This is a genomic window from Mucilaginibacter sp. SMC90 (assembly GCF_022811725.1).
In the GTDB taxonomy this organism is placed as follows: Bacteria; Bacteroidota; Bacteroidia; order Sphingobacteriales; family Sphingobacteriaceae; genus Mucilaginibacter.
Map to the genome: position 1 here is coordinate 4,372,590 of NZ_CP094527.1, position 25,930 is coordinate 4,398,519.

The following is a 25,930-nucleotide window of genomic DNA, read 5'->3' on the forward strand; positions in this document are numbered from 1 at the left end:
TTTGGTTTATATATACAAGACCAAGTGTTTAGCAGATACGTTGCATCACGGCGAAAATAAATTTGGAGGTACAAGGCATAAAAAAGCCCGTGAGAACACGGGCTCTGAATATTTTTTTACTGCAAACTGCAACTGCTATCTGCTGCCACCTAGTCTTATTCGCTTCTTAAACTCCTGATAGGATTTGCCAATGCAGCCTTAAGCGACTGAAAGCTGATAGTAACCACTGCTATAACAAAGGTAACTACGGCGGCCAAGACAAAGATCCACCAATACAATGGCGTTTTATATGCGAAACTTTGCAGCCATTTATCCATGCAATAGTAACCTAAAGGAATAGCTATTACAGTGGCCAGCAGCACTGGTTTCAGCAGGTCCTTAGATATCAGGATGAGGATATTTTGCACCGACGAGCCTAACACTTTCCTAACTCCAATCTCCTTGGTACGTTTTGCAGCAGTAAACGACGCTAAGCCAAACAAACCAAGGCAGGCTATAAAAATTGCCAATCCCGAAAATATGCTTAACATGGTTTGCTGCCTGATATCGTTACGATAGGTAGTATCAAATTGCTGATCAAGAAAGCTGTATTCAAAAGGGTAAATCGGCGCAACTTCGGCATAGGTATCTTTGATGGCAGCCAAACCAGCCTGGATCTTTCCTGGCTTTAGTTTAATAACAGCTACACGCCTGTCTTCAACCGGTGATATGATCAGGGCGTCCATATTTTCCTTAAGCGATAAGAAATTAAAATCTTCAACAACCCCAATTATGGTACGGCGGTTATTATCGCGCACTGTGTTTTTAACCCATTTGCCAATGGCCTGCTGCGGTGTAAAACCAAGTTCTCTTGCGGCTGTACGATTGATCACTACCGAATTAGTGGTATCGGTAGCAAACTGCGGCGAAAAATTGCGGCCGGCAATAATCTTTAAGCCAAATGTTTTTACATATTCAAAATCGGCGTATTCGGTTCGCGATTTAAAGGTCTCATGCTGACCTTCGGCTTCAAATCCCTGCATATCAAAAAATCCACCAGGCTCGCCCGACATCAGAGACACCGATTTAACATAGTCGGAGTTTTGCAGCTGATGTTTAAATGTTTGCCGGTGATCATAAATGTCATTGTTATCAATCTTAACAATTACCGTTTGCTCTTTGTCATAGCCCAATGATTTGTTTTTTACATATCGCATTTGTTTAACTATCACAATAGTGCCGATAATTAGTAATACAGAAATACTGAACTGAAATACCACGAGCGTTTGCCTGAAAAACGAACCGCCTTTACCTAATTTAAGTTTACCCTTCAACGCCTCAATGGGTGAAAATGCCGACATGAATATAGCCGGATAGCTTCCCGCAAGGAAACCTACAAATAAAATCACTCCAAAAAGAAACAGGTAAATTGATGAACTGCCCCATGGCACCGTAAGCTCATAACCCAGCAAACTATTGTACGATGGCATAAGCAGGAATAATAAACCAACAGAAATGCTACACGAAATAAGCGCCAGTAACAATGACTCGCCGATGAACTGCCATACCAGGTGGTTTCTTAATGCGCCTAAAACCTTGCGCATACCCACTTCTTTTGACCGCTCAACAGCGCGGATGGTAGCCAGGTTCATAAAGTTAATACAGGCAATAATCATGATAAGCACGGCTATCGAAATAAAGATAAATACCACCGTTTTATCGCCATGCCTAACATTGTCAAACGACGAGGCGTTTTCAAAATAGATATCTTTGAAAGGCGTCAAACTCAGGTTAAATTTAGTACCGAAGCGCTGCATATCTTTTCCCATGTATTTCTCCATAAACTGAGGAAAACGGCTTTCTAATGCAGCCGGGTTACTATGTTCATTCAGCAACAGGTAAACAAACAAACCGTTATTGATCCATACATTAAAACCCGGATCATGGCTATAGTTGGATATTGGCACCACCAGATCAAAGTCAAGATGTGAATTGGAAGGTACATCTTTAGCAATACCTGTTACTTTTAACTGAAGGCGTTTGTCCATTTGCACAACCTTACCCATCGCATTATCAACGTTACCGAAATACTTTTTAGCCGTGGTTTCAGTAAGTACAATACTGCCCGGGTTATTTAATGCAGAAGCGGCATCCCCCCTGAGCAGCGGGAAGGTAAACAGGCTGAAAAAGTTAGAATCAACCGCATAAACCTTTTTTTCGTTGAACGATTTTTCGCCAAAAGAGATCAGGTCATTTTGCGGAGAAACACGCACAGCCATTTTTACATCATGAGGATAATCGTTCAGCATTGCCGGTGCATAAGGCCCCGACAGGTATGAGGTAGGCGATTTCGACTTATCAAAACCGCGCATTACCCTATAAATATTCTTACCCTGCTTATGGAAACTATCCACACTAAACTCATTCATAATATACAGAAATATCATGAGGCAAACGGTAATGCCCATTGTTAAGCCCAGAATGTGGATGAGCGAAAATGCTTTATTACGATAAAGATTTCGCCATGCTGTTTTTATGTAGTTCCTAATCATATTTTATATCGTTATACTATGAGGTCGTTTTGCCTTGCGGTATCAAGCTAACCAATAGCTAAATGATGCAAAGCAAAATAACTTAATAAAAAAATTATTCGTTCTTCAAACTCCTCACCGGATTAGCCAGCGCAGCTTTAATGGACTGGAAGCTAATAGTAGCGAAAGCTATCAGTACCGCCAATACCGCAGCCAGCACAATCACCCACCATTGTATATTTTGCCGGTAGGCAAAACCCTGTAGCCATTGTTGCATGGCAAACCACGCTACCGGAACAGCTATTACTATAGCAATAACAACCAGTTTGATAAAATCTTTAGATAACATACCCACTATAGCTGTTACGTTAGCACCCAGTACTTTGCGGATCCCGATCTCTTTGGTGCGTTGTTCTGCAGCGTAGGCAGCCAGGCCAAACAAACCTAAACAGGCTATGATGATAGTCAAACTTGTAAATATGATGAATATAGTACCCATGCGCTGCTCTGCACGATATGACGAATCAAAGTCTTCGTCCATGAATGTATATTCAAATTCTTTACCTGGTTTTATGGATTTCCACTTATCCTTGATCATCCCCATCAGCGCAGTAATGTTTGCTGTATTTATCTTTACGCTTAAAGCACCTGTATTTTCGCCGTACATTAATATTACAGGGGTAACGTTGTTACGCAGGGAAGCGAAATTAAAATCTTTTATAACCCCAACAATGTGAAACTCCTTAAAGGTTTTGGCCATATTATCCATAGGCAAAAACATTGGCTTATTAAGCGGATCGCGCACGCCCATCAACTTTGCAGCTGTTTCATTAACAATCATAGCCGCCGAATCCGTTGGCATCTGGCTTGAAAAATTACGTCCTTTGGTTAATTTAATGCCAAGCGTTGTGAGGTAGCTATCATCAACCATCCACGTTTGTGCTAATACTGCCTTTTTGGGATCAAGCGCACGCTCTTGAAAAACACTACTGCTGCTACGGTAATCGGATGTAGGTAAAAAACCGGTCATGGTTACGCCCATTACACCGGGCAGTTGCTTAACTTCATCCCTAAATACCTTGCTTTGTTCGCCAAGGTCATATACGCCATGTACCACCAATACCTGGCTGCGGTTATAACCAAGATCTTTGTTCTGGATATATTTAAGTTGATTATAAATAACCAGTGTACCTATGATAAGCGTAATCGATATAAAGAACTGAAATACCACCAGCGAGCTTCTTAACATGCCCCCTTTGAATCCTGATGAAAGTTTACCTTTTAAAACATCAATGGGCTGGAACGCCGAAAGGAAAAACGCAGGATATGAACCAGCCAAAAAGCCGATCACCAAAACAGTAACCAGCAAAGCGGGAACAAGCCAGATTAAAGAACCTGCATTAAGCTCCATAGTTTTGCCGGATATGTTGTTGAACACAGGCAACAGAAAATAAGCAATAAGGACGGCTATTACTGTTGCTATAAATGTTACCATGATAGACTCGGACAGGAACTGCGCTATGAGTAATTTACGCCTTGAACCAAGCACTTTGCGTACCCCTACCTCGCGGGCACGGTTTGCCGACCGCGCGGTTGACAGGTTCATAAAGTTTACACAGGCTATCAATAAGATAAAAATAGCTACTGCACCAAATATGTATACATACTGAATATTTCCGTTGTGATCAAGCTCCGACAAGAGGTTTGATTTTAGGTGGATATCTTTCAGTTGAGTAAGGCTCAATTGATACTTATTACCTGCTGTTTCAAACGCATCAAAATTGAGGTGCAAAATATCCTGCAATTGCGGCCCTGCATATTTGCGCATCAAAGCAGGGAATTTAACCTCAAACTTTTTAGCATCTACCCCAGGCTTGAGCAGCACATAAGTATTAAAGTTATTACTGAACCAGGCATTCTCCTTACTTTCCCGTGCCGATGCCATCGACAGGAAAAAATCATAATGAAAGTGTGATTGTTTAGGCAGATCCTTAATTACGCCGGTAACCTTGTATAGCAACTTGTCATCAAACGTAAAAGTTTTGCCCACAGCCCGGGTAGAGTTAAAATAACGCCGGGCAGTACTTTCGGTTATTACAACGGTGTTGGGTTCAACCAATGCCTTTTGGGGGTCGCCTTCTATCATCGGCAGGGTAAATACATCAAACAAAGTTGAATCGGCCAAAACTATCCGGTTTTCATGAATAACCTGGTTACCCTTTTTAACATTATAACCACCGCGCTGCAGCAAACGGCATGCACGTTCAACCTCGGGGTAATCATTTTGAAAAGTGGCACCAAGTGGTGCCGGTGATGACGCATAACTTTGGTCAATACCGCCAAACTTGATCTGCATATTGGCCCGGTAAATTCTGTCGGCTTTGGTATTGAACTTGTCGTAGCTCAACTCGTCAACTACGTAAAATACTATGAGCAAACAGGTAGCCAGACCGAGGGCCAAACCAAATACATTAATTGTGGTAAATCCGACATTTTTTTTCAATGTACGGAAAGCGGTTTTAAGGTAATTTTTAAACATGGTTTAACTGTTTATAAGTTCATTTGTGTCGGGTTGTAAAACTGCCTGCTCCCCCCAAAGCGCTTACTCGTTTTTCAGGCTGTTAACCGGGTTTGCCAAGGCAGCCCTTACAGATTGAAAACTCACTGTTACTATCGCTATTAGCATAGCTCCTGCCCCGGCCAGTACCAAAACCCACCATTGTATGCTGATGCGATATGCAAAATCCTGTAACCATTTGTTCATTAAATACCAGGCTAAAGGTGTAGTTATGGCAATGGAAATCAGCACCAGTTTTATAAAATCCTTAGATAACGAGCCTACAATAGCAGATACACTTGCGCCAAGCACCTTGCGGATCCCTATTTCTTTAGTGCGCTGCTCAGCAGCGTAAGCAGCTAAACCAAACAAACCAAGGCAGGCTATTGAAATTGCTAATGCCGTAAATATGATGGATATGGTTCCGGTACGCTGCTCGGTACGATAGTTAGCATCAAAATCCTGATCCATAAACGAGTAGCTAAACTCACTTTGGGTCATGCCCTGCCATTTGTTTTTTATTTGGTTAATAAGGTCGGGCAAATTTGCTGTGTTAACCCTGATGCTCAGGTTACCGCTATCTTCGTCCATTAAAAAAACCATTGGGCTGATATTTACCCTCAGCGAGTTGAAATTGAAGTCCTTAACAACGCCTATGATATGGTAGGGTTTGATATGATCGCGGTTGCCGTCCATATTGCGATACAGGATTTTATTAACCGGATCGGTAAAGCCTAAAAATTTTGCAGCGCTTTCATTAATGACCACGCCGGCAGAATCTGTAGGCATAGCCGTCGAGAAATTACGCCCGGCTGCTATTTTCATGCCAAGCGTATTAAAATAATCAGCATCAACGCGCCAGCACTGCGGGAACAGGGCTGTTTTTTGATCAGATGCAGCCTCTTTGTAAAAAATAGATGTCCCCCTGTTTTTTCCCGTTGGTAAATAGCCCGTTAAAGTTGCGTTAACCACGCCGTGAATTTGCTTTACTTCATTTTTAAAAGTTTTGGTATGACTACCCAACTCAAATGCATTATTGATAACAAGTACCTGGTTACGATCATAGCCAAGGTTTTTAGTTTGGATATAGTTAAGCTGATTGTAAATAACTATAGTACATATGATAAGGAATATCGAAATTGAAAATTGAAAAACCACCAGAACGCTTCTGAGCCTGCTGCCTTTAAACCCACCCGCCAGTTTGCCGCTCAACACATTGATAGGTTGAAAGGCCGAAAGGAAAAAGGCAGGATATGAACCGGCAGCAAAGCCTACCAACAACACAATCACCAGCAGAGCCGGCAATAACCAGGTTAATGTTTGCGAACCAACAACCAACTCTTTCCCAGCCACCTGGTTAAACAGGGGCAACAGTAGCAGTACGGCAAAAAAGGCAATAACTGCAGCTGCCAGGGTCACTAAAACAGATTCGGTTAAAAACTGAGCTATCAGGTATTTACGTGGGGAGCCTAATACCTTACGTACTCCTACCTCACGGGCCCTGTTTGCCGAACGGGCTGTAGAAAGGTTCATGAAGTTGATGCCTGCTATAAGCAGTATAAATATGGCAATGGCCGAGAATATATAAACATACTGTACCGAACTATTGCTGCCTAACTCGCCGGTGCGGTTTGAGTGCAGGTGGATATCGGTTAAAGGACTAAGGTTAAGCCTGAAATAACTACCGCTTTTTTCAAAATCGGCAATATTAACGTGTAAGGCCATTTGCATTTGCCCTTCACTATACTTTTTCAAAAGAGCGGCCAATTTTTTCTCAAACACTTTGTAATCAGTACCGGGCTTCAATACTACATAAGTGTTATAATCGCTTCTTAACCATTCAGCAGAGCGGCTATCAGGCCAGCTAACCATCGACATAAAAAAATCAAAATGAAAGTGCGATTGCTTTGGTATATCCCTGATCACCCCCGTAACTTTCAATAATTGGTTATTATCAATAGCAAGGGTTTTCCCGACAACATTGGTGCTGTTGAAGTACTTTTTAGCCATGCTTTCGGTAATAACCACTGTATTAGGCTCCTTTAAAGCTGTAGCAGCATTACCATTGATCATGGGTAATGTAAACACGTTAAATACCGATGGATCTGCATAAACGGTACCGTACTCCAAAATACTTTCATTACCTTTTTTAGCATGAAAACCACCTGCGGCTTTAAGCCGGGTTGCTTCTTCAACTTCCGGTAAATCTGTTTTTAAAGCTTGTGCCAACGGAGGCATAGCTACGGCATATAATACGTTATTGTTGCCAAATTTCAGGTCTTCATTGACACGGTACGTGCGGTTAGCTTTTTCATTAAAGCGGTCATAGCTTAACTCATCGGCCACATAAAGTACAATCATCAGGCAGGTAGCCAGCCCAAGTGCCAGTCCTAATATATTTATAACCGTAAACCCTACGTTTTTACGCAGGGTACGAAATGCTGTTTTCAGGTAATTTCTAAACATAGTTCATTGGTTCAACTGTTCATTAGTTCATTGGTTCAATTGGTATCACACCGCACAACTGCTAACTGCAAATTGCCTACTCGCTTTTTAAGCTCTTTGCCGGATTAGCGTTTGCGGCCCTTACCGACTGGATACTTACGGTTACAAAAGCGATTATTACAGCAAGAATGCCAGCTACTGCAAAAACCCACCAGTTAATGTCAACCCTGTAAGCAAAGCTTTGTAACCATTTGCTCATACCATACCAGGCCAGCGGCGTAGCTACCAGTGTAGCTATCACCACCAGTTTCATCAAATCTTTTGACAACAGCGTAACTATAGAGGTTACACTTGCGCCCAAAACTTTTCTGATGCCAATTTCTTTTACTCGTTGTTCGGCGGTAAAGGTTACCAGGCCAAAAAGGCCGAGGCAGGCTATGCTGATAGCCAGCACAGTGAATATGAGTAGAATATTACCCTGCTTTTGTTCTGATTGATACTGATTGGCAAAATTCTGATCGAGGAAATGGAACTCTACTTTATTTTCGATATCAAACCGGCTGTAAACCTTGCTGATATAATCGAGGGTGGCCGGAATATTATTTTCGCCAATGCGGATATACATATTATCCTCGTCGTTAGGCGTAAACGGCAAATACATAATCATTGGCGCTACCTTATGCTGCAGCGAATAAGTATTAAAATCCTTAACTACACCTATGATTTTCCGGTTGATCACATTGCCATTATTATCTAAACCTACCCTTACCGAACGACCAACTGCATCCTTCCAGCCCATTTCGTTAACCAAAGTTTGGTTTACGATAACAGATTCCTGCCGGTCGGTACTCATTGATGACGAGAAATTGCGCCCTTTGGTAAGCTTAACCTGCAGTGTAGGAATAAAATCTTCATCAATAATAAGGTTCTCCACAATTTTCGATTCGGAGTTAGCCTTTCCATCTGTACCGATATTGAAATAATCTGAGCCTATATCATTATTACCTATCGGGTTACCGGCAATCCCCACAGCTTCAACAGCAGGATTTTGCAGCAACTGACTTTTAATGGCAGCTATTTTTGTCCGTGCCGATTTATCATTGATATGAAAAGTAAGTGTTTGCTTTTTGTTAAAGCCAAGGTCTTTGTTCATTACATAATGAAGCTGCCTGTAAATGATGCATGACCCGGCAATCATAACAATGGTAATTACAAACTGAAAAACCACCAAGGATTTTCTGAACATAACTGTAGCCGCCTGGCTCCCCATTTGCCCTTTCATAGCAGCAATAGTGCGGAAGCCTGATAAAAACAAGGCCGGGTACAAGCCATTCAAAATACCTGTAGCAAAAGCAAATAAGATAAACATGATAACAGTTTTACCAAGGCCAAACTGCATCAGCACCAGGCTTTTTCCGGATAGCTGATTAAAATAAGGCAATAAAAATTGCACCATAACCGCCGCAATGATAGCCGCTATCAGGGTAAACAAAACCGATTCGGCAAAAAACATGACGATCAGTTGCTTCTTGCTTGAACCTATCACTTTACGAACGCCAATTTCCTTTATCCTGATGGATGAACGCGCTGTGGTAAGGTTAACATAATTGATAACAGCTATGGCTAATATCAGCAATGCTACCATTCCGAATACATAAACATAAGTGATATTGCCATTACTGCCCAATTCATAATCAAGATTTGAGTTGAGGTGAATAGATGTAAGCGGCTGCAGTTCCATACTGTATTGCATAGCACCAAATGCACCTTTCAGATATTTATTAAAAAAAACATCAGAACCAGCCTGGATCTTTTTAAAATCGTCATGATTTTTCAGCAGTACATAGGTATAGATGTGCGAATTGGCCCAGGTATCCGTATAACCGTCAGGTAATGACCGCAACGCCCTGAAAGTAAATTGTGAATTTGCGGGCACATCATCAATAACCCCGGTAACTGTACTCGGACTATTTTCAATAAGTACCGTTTTATCCTGCGCATCTGCCGCATTGCCAAAAAGCTTTTCGGCGAGGGTTTTAGTCAAAACAATACTTTGCGGCCTGGTTAAAGCAGTATTTGGATCGCCAGATAAAAAGTGATGGGTAAACAGGTTAAAGAAACCTTTATCAGTAAATAACATGCCTCCCTCGTTGATCTGCTTTTCGCCGTAAGTGATCTTCCCGCCTCCTTCAGCATCAATGCGGATAGCGTCTTCCACTTCGGCATAATCATTTTTTAATGCAGGTGCATAAGGCGGCGAGGTAACTGCAAGGTTGAATTTTCCACCGTTCCAGGTACCGTGCTGCACAACGCGAAAAACACGGTTGGCTTTAATATTGTAACGATCGTAACTCCATTCATCAACCACATAAAGGCTTATAAGCCAGAACGCGGCAATACCTGTGGCTAAGCCAAAAATATTGATAAACGAAAAAACCTTGTGTTTGATAAGGTTTCTCCAGGCTATTTTGATGTAATTACGTAACATAGGTAAATGGTTTATAACTCTAAAATAGTAAAACCCATACCAATTATTTAAACAATTAAAAATCAAACACTTAAATAAAAACCATAAAATAAAAACCGTTCGGTTATGGAACACTTGTAGTGCGGATACGAACGTTTGTTTTAAGCAGAAAGTCTCAGGTAAAAGCACGAAAAACACGCTTTACCTGAGACTTGCCATCATTAGGTCGATATTGTTTAAGCTATTAACAGCCCACCAATTTAGGGTTTACTCATTTTTAAGGCTTTTAACCGGATTACTCAAAGCGGCTTTAATGGCTTGCCAACTTACGGTGAGCAAACAAACTACCATGCTTATACCAATGGTAGCTATAAACACCCATGCACTTATGCCTGTACGATACGTATAATGCTGCAGCCATTTATCCATATTATACCAACTCAATGCCGAACCGATAATAAATGAGATAACTACAAGAACTAAAAACTCTTTCGATAAATTGAACCACAAACTGCTGATACTTGCACCCAATACCTTGCGGATACTAATTTCCTTTTTGCGTTGCTCGGCCGAAAATGAAGCTAATCCAAACAGACCTAAGCAGGATATGATGATAGCCAGTACGGTAAATGAGCTTGACAGTGTGCCTAACAGTTTTTCATTTTCAAATTTGCCGCTAAAGTTTTCGTCAACAAACTTGTATTCAAACGGGTACTCGGGGTTGTATTTTTTATAAATATTACCAATTGTGGCAAGGCTTTTTGAAATAGGGGCTTTAGGGTTTAAACGAATACCTACCTGGCCTGCCCATCCTTTATCAAAACCTATGATAGCCGGTTTTACAGGTTCATAAGGTGAACCCCAAACAAAATCTTTAACAATGCCCACTACAGTACAGTTACGGCCCTGCCATTTCACTATTTGTCCAAGCGGATCTTTTAAGCGCATAAGCTTAACGGCCGATTCATTCATAATAAGTGATAGCGAGTCGGCCATGCGGCCTGGTATATAGTCGCGTCCTTTTATTAATTCAAGTTTATAAGTTGAAATGAAGTGAAACGAGGTAACAATCTGGTCGATAGGTATTTTATCTTCACCAGGCAATTGTCCGGGCCAGTTGATGCCCCAGCTGCTACTGCCGTTATTGGCTATGCTACCTGACGTTTCGGCGGCGTCAACAGCTGCGCCAGAATTGACGATATCTCGTCTGAAGTTTTCAAACTCCTTATATAAATTACCATCTAATGAAATTTCCATAAGCCCGTTTTGTGAATACCCCACCGGACGATCTTTAATGTAGTTTATCTGTTTATAGATCAGGATACTTGAAAGTATAAGGCAGGTGGCAAAAACAAATTGTACAATAACCAATACCTGTCTTGAATGAAGCGTTCTTTTACCGGCTTTATTTGCCCCCTTCAAAACCTTTACCGGCTTAAATGATGAAAGGAACAAAGCCGGGTAACTGCCCGCAAGCAAACCCGTTATCAGGGTTACCAATATGGCAGCGCCCCACGCCCACGCATTATCGTAAGGGATGGTAAGCTGCTTGTGTATGATCTCGTTAAAATAGCTAAGCGTAGCTACCATTAATATAAATGCAACAATTAATGAAATAATAGCAGTAAGGATTGATTCGCCTAAAAACTGCTGAATAATTGCCATTCGCCGTGCTCCTACAACTTTGCGAATCCCGACCTCACGCGAGCGGCGTTCGGAACGGGCGGTAGAAAGGTTCATGAAATTAATACAGGCAATGAGCAGGATCCCAATAGCCAGGAACAGGAACAAACGTACATATTCAATGGCCCCACCCGTGTTTATACCATTTTTAAATTCGCTGTGTAGGTGCCATTTGCTAAATGGAAAAAGGAACAGCTGATTTTCTTTATTATGATCGTCATAACGTCCAATAAGCTTTTTAATATCTGCGTTAAGTTTATTAACATCGGCCCCTGGCTTGAGCATTACATAAGTAAGGAAGGAATAATTACCCCAACCAGATGTTTTTACCCATTGATTATCTGCTTCATAAAGCTTCCATGACATCAACGCCTTAAACCTGAAAGTAGAATTTCTGGGGAGGTCCTTGTATACAGCGCTCACTTTCACGAGGCGCGAACCATTTAATTTTACCGTTTTACCGATAGGATCAGCATCTCCAAAAACAGCCTTAACTGCCGATTCAGACATGATGATTGACGAAAGGTCTTTAAAGGCGTCATTTTTGCTTCCTTTTACAAAATCGAGCGTAAACATATTCAGGAAAGTTTCGTCGGCGGCCATAGTATTTATTTTCAGCGGTTTGTTGTTGTAATTAAACAGCTGGTCATAAGGCCAATTTGCCCGGGCGGCATACTCAATTTCAGGGTAGTCTTTTTGGAGGGCCCCGGCTACCTGTACGGGAGTAGCATCGCCGGTTTTTATCTCTTCGTTTGACGGTTGGGTACGCATTACTTTGTAAAGCCGGTCTTTATTTTCATGAAACCCATCATAAGTAAACTCGTTGTAAACATACAACAGCAGCATGAAGCTCACTGCCATACCAACCCCTAAACCACCAATATTAATGGCCGAGTAAAGCTTGTTTTTTATTAAGCTCCGCCACGCTATTTTTAAATAATTCTTAAACATACTTTTTATATTAAGTTATTGGGGCATTAAGTCATTGCCTGTCGTGTTCATAATCAGTCATTCAAAATAACTTAATGACCTGCAGTTATTGACTTAATGGTAATTATTCAGACCTCAAACTTTTTACCGGGTTCATTAACGCCGCTTTAATAGCCTGGAAACTTACTGTTGTAAACGCTATAACAAGCGCCAGTACACCTGCAAAAACAAAGATCCACCAACTGATACTTATCCGGTAAGCAAAATCCTGGAGCCAGCTGTGCATGGTTAGCCACGCTACCGGGAAGGCGATAAGCGACGAAATGAGCACCAATATCAAAAACTCTTTAGATAGCATATTGACAATGCCCGATACCGATGCACCTAATACTTTCCGGATCCCGATTTCGCGCGTGCGTTGAATAGTACTATATGATGCAAGGCCGAGTAAACCAAGACATGAAATAAATATGGCCAATACCGCAAAATTCAGGAACAGGTTGCCGAAAGTTACTTCAGAGGCATATTGTTTATTAAATGTTTCATCCACAAAAACATAATTAAAGGGTCTTTCCGGAGCTAAAGCTTTCCATCTGCTTTGAATAGTTGAAATAGTAGCAGGTATATTAATAGCCGCTATTTTTAAGGTAAAAGCTCCTGTACCTCGGGTGTTGATACGCATATTCAATGGCTTAACCGTTTCCTGTAGCGATTGAAAGTGAAAATCTTTTAATACGCCGATGATCTTACCCGTGCGTCCCCATTGCGAATAGTTTCTGCCAACCGCATCGGCAGCGTTACGATAGCCGAGGCTTTTAGCGGTAGCTTCATTTATGACTATCGCCTGCGTAGTATCTGTGCCGAAAGCCTTAGAGAATATGCGCCCTGCAGCAAGTTTCATTTCAAACTGAGGGATAAAATCATAGTCTATATCATACATGTTCATATTCATTGGCTGCATAGCACCTGCCTGATTTTGAATTTCAGAATATGCTACACTATTACCAAAGCCGGGAATAGCGCCCGATGCCGTAGCACCTAAAACATTCGGAATTTTCTTTAATTCATTTTTAATGATCTCCTGCCTGCTCTGTATAGCCGAATCGCCGCTAAAATCAATAGTAAGCATCTGGTTTTTCTGAAACCCGAGCGATTGATTACGCATGAAGCTCAATTGGTTATAAACCACTATAGTACCAATAATAAGCACTATGGATATGGTAAATTGAGCAACCACCAAACCTTTGCGCAATAAAATCCCTTTAGTTGATTTGCTGAACCTACCCTTCAATATAGTAACAGGTTTAAAGTTTGATAACACCAGGGCGGGATATAAACCGGCACACAAACCAATAACACAGGCTATCAAAAACAGCTGAAATAGGTAACCATTATGAAAAATGCTATCACTAATCACTTTGCCGGCCAACTGGTTAAATAACGATAACAGCAAAAAGCTGAACAGGGCCGAAAACAGGAACGAAATCAGACAAAGGATGACCGACTCGCTCAGGAACTGGATAGTAAGCTGCTGCTTCATGGCACCTATCACCTTGCGAATCCCAACCTCTTTTGCCCTTTCGGTAGCCCGGGCAGTAGTCAGGTTTATGAAATTGATACAGGCAATCAGCAAAATAAATACAGCGATGATAGAGAAGATGCGAACGTTGTACAAGTTACCCGATTCCGGCGCTCCGCGTTTGGATACCATGTAAACATCTTTCAATGGCTCAACAAAAAACGAGTAGTCCATACCCTGCTTTTTATCGGCTTCGGTATAGTGCCTGTTTACAAACGCTTTCATGCGCGATTGCAATTTATTGGCATCATAACCTTTTGGCAGCAAGATATAGGTAAAATTGCCGAAGTTGCCCCACTGGTTTAGTCTGTCTTTGCTTTGCTTGGCTATAGTGGCTATAGACACCAGCATATCAAACTTAAAATGTGAATTTGAAGGAACATCTTTAACTACAGCTACAACATTTGCCGGGTTTTTACCATCAAGAATCAATGACTTGCCGATTGGATCATCGGTACCAAAATATTTTTTTGCTGCTTTTTCGGTAAGCACGATGGTATATGGAAGGGAAAACGCCTTATCTACATCACCTTTTATCACAGGGAACGTAAACATTTTAAAAAGCGATGGTTCGGCAAACAACGCGTTATTTTCCTGGAGTTTTAAATCGCCACGCTGAACAAGAAAACCAGCTCCAAAAATGCGGGTATTACCTTTAATCTCCGGATAATCCTGTTGCAAAGCCGGACCGATAGGCGCTATAGAGGATGACCAGTTTAAAGTTTCGGTAGGTGTTTTGATATCTGATACTACACGAAAGATCTGATCAGATTTTTTGTTAAAATTATCATAACTCAACTCAAACTTTACATACATAAAGATCAGGAATGCAGCCGTCATCCCTACAGCTAATCCAATAATGTTGATCAGCGAAAAACCCTTATGCCGCCAAAGGTTCCTGAATGCAATTTTGATGTAGTTCTTTATCATGATAGTAGTTCATTGGTTCAATTGTTCATTAGTTTATTAGTACTTACAGCTAATCTTTTTAAGATATTATTCGCTTCTTAAACTCTTTACCGGATTTGCCAATGCTGCCTTCATGGCTTGGAAGGCCACAGTAGCAAAGGCTATTACAATCGCCATGGCTCCAGCCAATGCAAAAATCCACCAGTTTATCGCTATGCGATACGCGAAATCCTGTAGCCATTTGTTCATAATGAACCACGCTAACGGAAAAGCTATCAGTGCTGATAGAACTACCAGTTTCAAAAACTCGGCAGACAGCATATTAACAATTCCTGTTACAGAAGCGCCGAATACTTTACGGATGCCAATTTCACGAGTACGCTGAATAGTGCTGTATGATGCCAAACCGAATAAGCCCATACATGAAATAAGTATAGCCAATACAGCAAAATACATGAACAGGTTACCGAAATTCACTTGTGCCGCATATTGCGCGTTAAAAGTTTCATCAACAAACGCGTAATTGAACGGACGTTCTGGCACGAGGGATTTCCATTTCTTTTGAATGGCAGCAATGGTAGCTGGAATGTTTTTGGTTCCTATTTTAACTGTTAGGACTTTCATGAAATCAGGATCAACGCTAATACTCAAAGGTCTTACGGGCTCCTGCAATGATTGAAAATGAAAATCTTTCAAAACTCCGATAATTTTTCCGGTTCGCCCCCATTGCAAAAGCTTACGTCCTACCGCTTCAGAAGGGCTGTTATAACCAAGGCTTTTCGCGGCCGCTTCATTAATCATAAAAGCCTTTGAGGTATCAGTACCAAATGACTTTGAAAATATGCGACCTGCGGCCAGTTTCATTTCAAACTGCGGGATAAAATCATAATCGACATAGTATGCATCAATAAGTATTTGCTGCATAACACCAGCTTTATTCTCGATCTCCGAATCGCTATTCCCATTACCAAAACCAGGTAAACTCCTTGAAGCCGTTACTGAAACTACATTGGGGATTTTTTTCAACTCGTTCTTTATAAACTCAACGCGGTGTTGCACAGCTGTATCTGAGGAAAAATTAATGGCAAGCATTTGATCTTTTTTGAAACCGAGCGGCTGGCTGCGCATATAATTTAATTGGGTATAAACAACGATGGTGCCAACGATAAGAACTATTGATATAGTGAACTGAGCCACTACCAGGGTTCTGCGCAATAATATACTACCTGATTTGCTAAACTTTCCTCTTAAAGTGGTTACAGGTTTAAAACCAGAAAGCACGAAAGCGGGATATAAACCTGCACCAATACCAATGCAACAAGATACTATAAACAGATGAAACACATAGTTATGCGTGAAAATAGTTGTGTTTGTAACTTTACCTGATATTTGATTGTAAATCGGTAATAACGAATTGCTGAATATAACGGCCAATAAAAAAGCTATTAAACACAAAACAACCGATTCACTTAAAAACTGGATAATCAATTGCTTTCTTGCGGCCCCTATGACTTTGCGAACCCCTACTTCTTTTGCACGCTCGGTAGCCCTTGCCGTTGTTAAGTTTATAAAATTAATACATGCTATCAATAATATAAATACCGCAATGGCTGAAAAAATATGGATGTTGTGCAGATCACCTACCTGCGGTCCGCCTCTTATGGTATCCATGTAAATATCTTTCAAAGGCACAAAGTGATAGCCATAATCTACGCCTTCTTTTTTATCAGCCTGGGTATAATGCCTGCTTGCAAATGCCGGCAGCTGACTTTCCAGTTTATGAAAATTATATCCTTTTGGCAATACGATATAGGTAAACCCATGAATACTGGCCCAGTTTTGCAATACATCTGGATTGAGTTTTTCAAAAGTTGCACAAGAAACTGCCATATCAAATTTAAAATGGGAGTTTGCGGGCACGTCCTTTATCACGGCAGTAACCAATGCCGGATACTTACTATCAAGCGTTATGGATTTTCCGATAGGATCGGCATTGCCAAAATATTTGCGGGCCATTGTCTGTGTCATTACAACCTTAAAGGGTGCTTCAAACCCTTTTTTAACATCGCCTTTTATAACGGGTAAAGTAAACACATTAAATAAAGAAGGATCAGTGTATATTATGTCATCCTCCTGGAACTTAGAGTTACCATATTGTACTAAAAACCTCGCGCCAAGCACCCTGACATTTGCCTCTACCTCCGGGTAGTCCTGTTGTAGGGATGGGCCCATTTGAACAAACGAAGCCGGTGTTGTAATAACAGGGGCATTGGGATGTCTTACATCAACTGCGACACGATAGATCTGATCAAACTTTTCATTAAAAGTATCGTAGCTCAGTTCAAATTTTATATTGATGTAGATAAGAAAGCAAGCCGTTAAACCTATGGCAAGGCCAATAATATTAATGAACGAAAAACCCTTGTGTCGCCAAAGGCTTCTAAATGCTATCTTAATGTAGTTCCTTATCATTTCTTTGTTTCATTAAGTCATTTTAGCTCGTGTCATTAAGTCATTGGTCAACTGTATATTCCTGGCACCATTAAATCATCTAAACACTTTGCAATTAATGACTTAATGACGCGAAGCCAATGAATTAATGACTATCCTATTCGTCCCTCAAACTCTTAATCGGGTTTATCGTAGCTGCTTTAATAGCCTGGTATGATATCGTAACCGCAGCTATAATAAATGATGATGCTATTGCAATTATGAATATGCCCGGACCTATGTTGATATGATAAGCAAAATTTTGCAGCCAGTTATGCATTACATAATAGCCCAGCGGGGCCGCTACTACAAAAGCTATCGCTATCAGGTAAATAAACTCCATTGTAAATAACGCTACTATACTTGATACCGGCGCTCCTAATACTTTACGGATGCCTACCTCTTTTGTGCGCTGCGATGCTGCAAAGGCTATTAAACCATACAGTCCTAAACAACCTATAAATATGGCTATGTACGAGAACAGCTGAAAGGCCACGTATACCTTTTGTTCCTGCTTATAAAAATTGGCAATGTGCTCATCAACAAACTGAAACTGGAAAACACTTTCGGGATAAAGAGCCGACCATTTTTTATTGATATAGCTGATGGTTTGACTCATATTGGCAGGCTGTATTTTTATACTCGCCATAAAAAACCTGTTCGGGTTATATTCCAGTACGCATGAGCGGCGCTTTTTATGTTTTGATTCGCTTTGAAAATCCTTTACTACACCTACTATTGTAGCGTTTTGATCACCATTTAAAGTTACATGCTTGTTTAAAGCCAACTGGGGGTTTTGGATACCCAGTTTTTGCATCATCGTTTCGTTGATAACTACTTTAGGTATGGTGTCCTTATCGTTCTTCTTCCAGATCTTTTGCCCGGCCAGCATTTGCAGTCCGAACATATCTGTAAATTTTTCATCGATAGCTTTATACTCGGTAACATCATCCTTAGGCACGCCCAGTTCCACTGAAGAGAAACTGGTAAAATTGCTATTAAAGCCAGGGGCACCTGATGAAAAACTGATTTCTTTAATGCCGGGATAGTTGGCTACTTGTTGGTTGAATACATCCCGTTTTTTCATATCGGGTAAGCCTACAGACACCACAGCTTCCTTATCAAATCCAAGGTCCTGATTTTTGAAAAAGTCCATTTGGCGGGCTACTATAAGTGTACCGACGATCATGATCTGCGATATGGCAAATTGCCCTATCACCAACCCTTTACGTAAAGTAAGTTTTCCGCTGCCGGCAGCATTTTTATTTTTAAAACTGTCAACCGGCTGAAATGCCGACTGTACAAATGAAGGGTATAAACCTGCAAGCAAGATCACTGCTAATGTGATCGCCCCTATCCAACCTATTACAGCAGGCTGCGTCAATTGTGAAGCATCAACGTTGATGGACATCCATGCTGCCGCTTTTGACAGGAATAACGCACACAAACCAACACCCAGCAAAACCGAAAATAAAACAAGTACGGTGGTCTCGCCCAAAAACTGCTTAATAAGCTGCGGGCGACTTGCACCCAGTACTTTACGCATGCCTACTTCCTTTGCACGCTTGATAGCCTGGGCTGTGGCAAGATTGATAAAATTGATACATGCTGTAATGATGATGAGCAAAGCCACACCAATTAATGCATAATATGTATCTTTTGAAGTTGGCGTAATGATGTTATTGATATAACGCTGATCAAAGTGGATATCCTTTAAAGGTTGAAAAGGTAACACAGCGGCTTTTTCAACATCAGCCCCCCAGTTCTTTTTAATAAAAGCTGGCATTTTTTTATCCAACTGTTGGATGGAATAGTTTTTTGGCAAAACGATGTAAGCATAACTTCCGCCCATTATGGCCCAAAAGTTGCCCATGGCCCCTTTTAAGTTTTTTTCGATACTGTTTAACGAGATCAGAAACGAGAACGGCAAGCTGGTATTCGCGGGCTGATCTTTAATGATGCCTGTTACTTTTACATCCAGCTGGTTTTCAAAATTCATCAGCTTACCTATAGCATTACCATTACCGAAATACTTTTTGGCAACACTTTCGGTAAGTACCACGCTGTTGGGTTCCTTGAGGGCTGTGTTAGGGTCGCCGGCAAGCCATTGGTAATCAAACACCTTGTTAATTTGACTATCACCAAAGGCAACGTTATGTTCGTTATACCGGTTTTCACCAATCCTGATCATGGCGTCGCCCTGGTAAAAAACCTGTGTAGTTTGTTCCAGTTCAGGAAAATCAAGCCGCATGGCGGGTATAACCGCCATTGATACGTTAGCATTAAAATCAAGTGCGTGCAAGGTTACGCGATAGGTGCGGTCGGCTTTAGTATTGTAACCATCATACCCAAGCTCATTCCTTACTACCAGAAAAATAATCAGGCAAGCAGCCACTCCCAGCGTAAGTCCGAAAATATTCAGGAATGCGTAACTCAAGTTACGACGGATATTTCTGAATGCAATAACTACATAACTTTTTAACATAACGATTTATTTAAATCCTGATTACTAACACAATCGATCTAATCTCTGATCTCCAACCTCCAATCACTCTGATCTTAAACTTTTAACCGGATTAGCAAGCGCCGCTTTAATCGATTGGAAACTAATTGTTATAAAAGCAATAAGAATGGCTGCTCCACCTGCCCCGGCAATAACCCACCACTGTATGTTTATCCTGTAGGCAAATCCCTGCAGCCACTTATCCATAAAATAATAAGCTACCGGTGATGCAATTACAAAGGCGATAAATACCAGTATTAAAAACTCTTTTGATAATAAAGCGGTAATATTGGAAACCGAAGCACCAAGCACTTTACGGATTCCGATCTCCTTTTTGCGCCTCAATACAACAAAAGCAGCGAGGCTCAACAAACCAAGGCACGAAATAAGCATAGCCAGCCCGCCAATGATGGCAATCATGCTCCCGGCCTGTCTTTCGGAATGATATACTTCATTAAAATGATCATCAATAAACTGGTAATCAAACTTGCCGTCACCACCTATAGCATTAATCACTTCCTGTATACCCTTTAATGTTTGGCTAACATTGGTACCAGAAACTTTGATGTATAAATTGGTTTGCCAATAAGGTATATAATCCATGTTACCAATAATAAGTGGCTCGATGGTTTTATGTAAACTACTGTAATTGAAATCTTTTACAACGCCAACGATCCTGCCGGGAGGTAATGATGTTATGTTGATAGGCTTACCAACAGGATCAGTGTAACCTATTTGTTTGGCCAGGGTTTGATTGATAATATACTCATTTTGCTGATCCTTACTAAAGGCACGGCCGGCTATCATTTTCATGTCGAAAAAACTGATATAATTTATACCAGCATTCTCCATGTTTACAGTGATCTTTTTGGCTTCGCCGTTTGGTGCAATAAAGTCGATGCCAAATATTGAACCATTGCCGCCCATTTCCATAAAACCATTGGTGATGTCTTTAACACCTTTTACTTTAGCAATCTCTGCTTTAAGTACCGGCATTTTTTTTGCCAGCTGCAAATCCATTGGCAATTTTAAAACCTGACTATAAGAATAGCCAAGATTACGTTGCTGCATATATCTTAGCTGCTTAAGTATCACCATTAAGCTAATCATGAATATAACGGCTATAGCAAACTGACCGGTAACCAGGATATTACGTAACGATGATTTTGAACCACCCAATAACACATTTGTTTTTAAAGCTTCACCGGTATTTGCTCTTGAGATAAACCAGGCCGGATAAATACCAGCCAGTAATGTAGTTCCTATCAGTATACCTGCAAAAACAACAACCATAGCGCCATGATAAATACTTGCTGAAGTAAGTTCTCTGTCAAGTAGTTTATTTAACAATGGCAAAAAGATGGTAATAAGCAACAGCGCTGATATCAGCGATAATAGTACCGAAAAAAAGGTTTCGATAAGTACCTGAAAAACTACATGAAAACGCCTTGCGCCTACAATTTTTTTAATGGCCACTTCTTTACCACGATAGCCTGCAATAGCTGTAGTAAGATTAACAAAATTTACACAGGCAATTAAAAAAACAGCAATAGCTATTACTATAAATATATTCAGGTATTTACCATCTATCTTTTTATAGTTGAGCTCATCGTAGCTGATATTAACAGAGCCCGTATGGATACGGTTTAAAGGTTGTAAGGTAAAATCAATAAATTTACTCTTGGCATGAATAGTTTTTGTCAACCTGCTTTCAAGTAAACTTATATTTTTATTATCGGATATCCTGAAGTACGTTGCCCCCATTAAAACATTATAGTTTGTACCTAAAAAGCTATTTAAAAACTCTTTCGGGAAGGGCACCATTGCCTCAATCTGCAAATGGGAGTTTTTAGGCATATCGGCAATTACGTTGCTTACAGTAAAACTCGTTACCGTGGTATCAGCGGTGCGTAATTGAATCATTTTATTCAATGCAGGGCTGTTACCAAAAAGCTTACGCGCGAGGCTTGCTGTAAGTACAATAGTATTTTGATCGCGGGTAAATTTATTTCTTTCGCCCTCAATTATAACCGGGTTAAACATACTGGCAAAGGAGGTATCAGTACAAGCCAGCTTTTCCGCTTTTATCTTTTTACCCAGGTACTCCATAGTCACCGATGGATAAACAAGCGGTACTGCGGGAAAAACACGGGTATAGCTATCTATTTCATTATTATTAGCCTTCAAAAAAGGCGCAACAGGCGGGCCAACAATTGCAGCTGTTGATGGTGCCGTACCATCGTAATGCATATATTCATTAAGACGATAAACCTTATCCGCATTCGGTACAAAGTTATCAAAGCTTCTTTCGTTGCTAACAAATAAACCAATGAGCACACAGGCAGCAATACCAACAGCAAGGCCCAAAATGTTTACAAAAGCGTAGACTTTGTTTTTGAGTAAAGTTCGATAAGCCGTTTTTAAATAAATTTTAAGCATCCTGGGTTACTGATTAACTGGTATAAACTTCTTCCTGCTGTTGCTACATCTCTATCAATAATTATTCTGATCTTAAACTCTTCACCGGATTAGCCAGCGCCGCTTTAATCGACTGGAAACTGATTGTTATAAACGCAATAAGAATGGCTGCCCCACCGGCCACGGCTATCAGCCACCAATGAAGCTCGGCGCGGTAAGCATAGTCCATCAGCCACTTATTCATGACGTACCAGGCTATGGGCGATGCTATAACGATAGCTATCAGCACAAGTATCAAAAAGTCACGCGATAGCACGGCAGTAATATTGGTTACACTGGCACCCAATACTTTACGGATCCCTATTTCTTTATTTTTAACCTGAGCAGTGTAAGTAGCAAGCCCAAATAAACCTAAGCATGAGATAAATACGGCTATACCTGCAAATATGTTGAACAATGTAGAAGTATGCTGCTCTGTTTTATACATATCGTTATAGGTATCCTCCAGAAAGTTATAATCATATGGGAAGGCCGAATTGTACTGTTTCCAGTATTTTTCAACCAGCTTAACAGCTGCAGGGGCATCCTTGCCGGTTGTCTTAATATACATTTGCCACGAACTTGGCCTGTAAGCAAATATGGCCGGCTCAATGGTTTGTTTTAATGAAGCGAAGTGAAAATCTTTAACAACGCCAATAATAGTACCGTTAAGATCATGCAGTTTAAAGCGCTTGCCGATAGGATCTTTAATCCCTGCCAATTTTACGGCTGTCTCGTTAAGGATAAAATGTGCTGTATCTGATTTTGAACCGGTGAATCCTGTTCCGGCTGCAAATTTCAGTTTAAACATACCTGCAAAATCCTTATCAATATCAAAAGGATGGATGATCATGCTTACATCTGGTGCTTTACCGTCCCAATCGGTATCACCTGTGCTGCTGCCGCTACTAACTACGCTATTATCACCACTGCTTACTTCTTTTATTTCGGTATGGCTTAGCAGATCGGCTTTAATGGCTTCATAATGATCCTGCATGGCTCGCATAGGCAAGCTAAAAACGTGCTCTTTATCGTACCCTAATTGTACCGAGTGAATGTATTGCAATTGACGGTTGATGATAAGCGTACCGATGATCAATCCGATAGAAAAAGCAAACTGGCATACTACCAGCACTTTCCTTAATGTTCCTTTACCGGCACCTGATATTTTACCTTTAAGCGCGTTGACAGGCTTAAATGATGAAAGCAGCATGGCCGGGTATATACTTGATGCAACAAGCGTTGCAATAATAGTTAAAACGATAACCTGCCATACGCTGGCGTTAAACAGGTCGAAGTGCATTTGCTTGCCGGCAACACTGTTGTATACAGGCATTACAGCGTAAATAAGCGCGAAGGCCAGCACCAGGGCAATCGCGAAGCATAAAACGGTTTCAACAATAAACTGTATAAAAAGCTGACTTCTTTCGGCACCAATAATTTTGCGTACGCTTACTTCTTTCGAGCGCAGCATAGCACGGGCAGTTGAAAGGTTGATATAGTTGATGCAGGCAATGAGCAAGATCAATATTGCGACAATTGAAAAAACTCTCACAATTTGGATCCCCGCTGATGAGCCATCGGGATTATACAAATGAATATCGCTCAAAGGTTGCAGTTGAAAAACACCATCGGAAGGTTTAATTCCTGCCTGGTTTTTCATATGGATCTGCGTAAGTTTATCGCCGATGGCTTTTATTGAAGCATCGGGCCTTACCTGTAAAAAGGTTGTTGTATAATAGTTGCCCCAATCCGCATCCATCGCTTTCCAGTAACCATTACCATCGTACTGGTTCCTTTTCACATTCATGGAAAATAAAATATCCGCGTTAATGCTGGAATTAGCCGGAAAATCGGCCAGTATACCTGATACGGTATATGGGACTTTGCTATCGCCCATAATGGTTTTACCAATAGGATCTTCATCACCAAAATATCTTTTGGCAGTACTTTCGGTTATAATAACCGATTGATCATTAGGGAAAGGAGTCTTGGCATTTCCCTTTAATAACTTATAATCAAACAGCGTAAAAAAAGCGTCATCAACAAATGATAGTTTGCCATACTCTTCCTTAAGTAATTTGTCTTTGTATTTAAAAACGGAATAATCATAAGCAGTTATCACCCTAACGGCGTTCACTACTCCCGGCACTTCCTTCAACGCAAATGCAGCAACCGGAGCCGGTACGCCCCCCCAAACCTGTTTAGTTGCACCTGTACCAATGGAGGCATTAACCTTGTAAATCTGGTCGGCTTTGGTATTGAAGCCGTCGTAACTTAATTCGTCCTGCACCCAAATTAAAATAAGCATACCAACAGCCAGGCCAATGGTGAGGCCCACAATGTTTAAAGCGCTGTAAAACTTGGTGTTAATTAAGTTTCTCCATGCGGTTTTCAGGTAGTTTTTAAACATAACAGTAGGAATTTAATAACAAAACACTCCAAATGCCCTTCTCCACATTTGCAGAGAAGGGCAGCAGAGGCACTTTATTAACTTATTTATAAACTGATCTCGGGGCGGTGGTCTAAGTCCGATGTCTTTAGTATTAAGTAAATAGCCAGATCATTAATATTAACGATGACTTTGAACTTAAGACTATTGACTTAATAAACTACACCATGATATTTTCCATAACGGTTTGTCCGTCAAGCAGGCGTATAATGCGATGACTGTAACGGGCGTCATGTTCAGAGTGAGTAACCATGATAATGGTAGTTCCCTGTTCGTTCAAATCGGTAAGCAGTTCCATAACATCGTTACCGTTGCTGCTGTCAAGGTTACCGGTGGGCTCATCCGCAAGGATCAGTTTAGGCTTGTTAACAACCGCACGGGCAATGGCCACACGCTGTTGCTGACCACCTGATAACTGTTGCGGATAGTGATTACGACGGTGCATGATCTGCATTTTGTCTAAAACCTCTTCTACCCTTTTTACGCGTTCTGAAGCAGCTACACCAGTGTAGATCAATGGTAACTCAACGTTTTCAAAAACAGTAAGTTCATCAATAAGGTTAAAGCTCTGGAACACAAAACCGATATTGTGCTTGCGCAGATCGGCACGTTTGCGCTCGTTAAAGTGAGCCACTTCAATTTCGTTAAAAACATAACTGCCCGCATCCGGATCATCAAGCATGCCTAAAATGTTAAGCAAGGTTGATTTGCCACAGCCTGATGGGCCCATGATGGCCACAAATTCGCCTGTAGCTACTTCCATCGACAGCTTGTTTAATGCAATGGTTTCTACCTCTTCGGTGCGGTAGAATTTCTCAAGATTGGAAATTTTTATCATTGGTGCCTCCGTTATTCATTCCGCCTTTATGGCGGGCTGATCTGATTTTTTGTTTATTTAAATTTATTAATTAGTTCGGTTTAATATTATAATGACGCTTAAACAGTGGC

The 25,930-nt window shown here is 40.9% G+C and carries 11 protein-coding genes; all 11 read right to left on the minus strand.

The features are described from left to right. Window positions 1–155: 155 nt before the first annotated feature. A complete protein-coding gene (locus MTO98_RS18595) occupies window positions 156–2,531 on the minus strand; it encodes an ABC transporter permease (protein ID WP_243480384.1) in 2,376 nt (791 codons plus the stop codon). A 94-nt stretch (window positions 2,532–2,625) separates the two neighbouring features. Further along, complete coding sequence (locus tag MTO98_RS18600; protein ID WP_243480385.1) at window positions 2,626–5,049, minus strand: ABC transporter permease; 2,424 nt, start codon at window positions 5,047–5,049, stop codon at window positions 2,626–2,628. Window positions 5,050–5,112: 63 nt separating this feature from the next. Further along, window positions 5,113–7,533 carry an ABC transporter permease gene (locus MTO98_RS18605; RefSeq protein ID WP_243480386.1) on the minus strand — a complete coding sequence of 807 codons (2,421 nt, stop codon included), beginning with the start codon at window positions 7,531–7,533 and terminating at the stop codon, window positions 5,113–5,115. Between the two features lie 76 nt (window positions 7,534–7,609). Then, window positions 7,610–10,000, minus strand: a complete 2,391-nt coding sequence (locus MTO98_RS18610; RefSeq protein WP_243480387.1) for an ABC transporter permease — start codon at window positions 9,998–10,000, stop codon at window positions 7,610–7,612. A 246-nt stretch (window positions 10,001–10,246) separates the two neighbouring features. After that, complete coding sequence (locus MTO98_RS18615; protein ID WP_243480388.1) at window positions 10,247–12,613, minus strand: ABC transporter permease; 2,367 nt, start codon at window positions 12,611–12,613, stop codon at window positions 10,247–10,249. Window positions 12,614–12,716: 103 nt separating this feature from the next. Then, a complete protein-coding gene (locus MTO98_RS18620) occupies window positions 12,717–15,101 on the minus strand; it encodes an ABC transporter permease (protein WP_243480389.1) in 2,385 nt (794 codons plus the stop codon). A gap of 66 nt (window positions 15,102–15,167) precedes the next feature. Next, window positions 15,168–17,552, minus strand: a complete 2,385-nt coding sequence (locus MTO98_RS18625) for an ABC transporter permease (RefSeq protein WP_243480390.1) — start codon at window positions 17,550–17,552, stop codon at window positions 15,168–15,170. A 136-nt stretch (window positions 17,553–17,688) separates the two neighbouring features. Beyond that, window positions 17,689–20,055, minus strand: a complete 2,367-nt coding sequence (locus MTO98_RS18630; RefSeq protein ID WP_243480391.1) for an ABC transporter permease — start codon at window positions 20,053–20,055, stop codon at window positions 17,689–17,691. Window positions 20,056–20,118: 63 nt separating this feature from the next. Beyond that, window positions 20,119–22,512 (minus strand): ABC transporter permease, encoded by a 2,394-nt coding sequence (locus MTO98_RS18635; RefSeq protein ID WP_243480392.1) that lies wholly within the window; start codon window positions 22,510–22,512, stop codon window positions 20,119–20,121. A 61-nt stretch (window positions 22,513–22,573) separates the two neighbouring features. After that, window positions 22,574–24,943, minus strand: coding sequence for an ABC transporter permease (locus MTO98_RS18640; RefSeq protein WP_243480393.1), 2,370 nt, complete (start codon window positions 24,941–24,943; stop codon window positions 22,574–22,576). Between the two features lie 199 nt (window positions 24,944–25,142). Next, window positions 25,143–25,820, minus strand: a complete 678-nt coding sequence (locus tag MTO98_RS18645) for an ABC transporter ATP-binding protein (RefSeq protein WP_090525339.1) — start codon at window positions 25,818–25,820, stop codon at window positions 25,143–25,145. Between the last annotated feature and the right edge of the window lie 110 nt (window positions 25,821–25,930).

Excerpts from the sequence above, each read along its gene's own strand:
- MTO98_RS18600 (WP_243480385.1), bottom strand. The coding sequence starts at position 5,049 with ATGTTTAAAAATTACCTTAAAACCGCTTTCCGTACATTGAAAAAAAAT.
- MTO98_RS18615 (WP_243480388.1), bottom strand. The coding sequence starts at position 12,613 with ATGTTTAAGAATTATTTAAAAATAGCGTGGCGGAGCTTAATAAAAAAC.
- MTO98_RS18625 (WP_243480390.1), bottom strand. The coding sequence starts at position 17,552 with ATGATAAGGAACTACATTAAGATAGCATTTAGAAGCCTTTGGCGACAC.
- MTO98_RS18630 (WP_243480391.1), bottom strand. The coding sequence starts at position 20,055 with ATGTTAAAAAGTTATGTAGTTATTGCATTCAGAAATATCCGTCGTAAC.
- MTO98_RS18610 (WP_243480387.1), bottom strand. The coding sequence starts at position 10,000 with ATGTTACGTAATTACATCAAAATAGCCTGGAGAAACCTTATCAAACAC.
- MTO98_RS18620 (WP_243480389.1), bottom strand. The coding sequence starts at position 15,101 with ATGATAAAGAACTACATCAAAATTGCATTCAGGAACCTTTGGCGGCAT.
- MTO98_RS18605 (WP_243480386.1), bottom strand. The coding sequence starts at position 7,533 with ATGTTTAGAAATTACCTGAAAACAGCATTTCGTACCCTGCGTAAAAAC.
- MTO98_RS18645 (WP_090525339.1), bottom strand. The coding sequence starts at position 25,820 with ATGATAAAAATTTCCAATCTTGAGAAATTCTACCGCACCGAAGAGGTA.
- MTO98_RS18595 (WP_243480384.1), bottom strand. The coding sequence starts at position 2,531 with ATGATTAGGAACTACATAAAAACAGCATGGCGAAATCTTTATCGTAAT.
- MTO98_RS18640 (WP_243480393.1), bottom strand. The coding sequence starts at position 24,943 with ATGTTTAAAAACTACCTGAAAACCGCATGGAGAAACTTAATTAACACC.
- MTO98_RS18635 (WP_243480392.1), bottom strand. The coding sequence starts at position 22,512 with ATGCTTAAAATTTATTTAAAAACGGCTTATCGAACTTTACTCAAAAAC.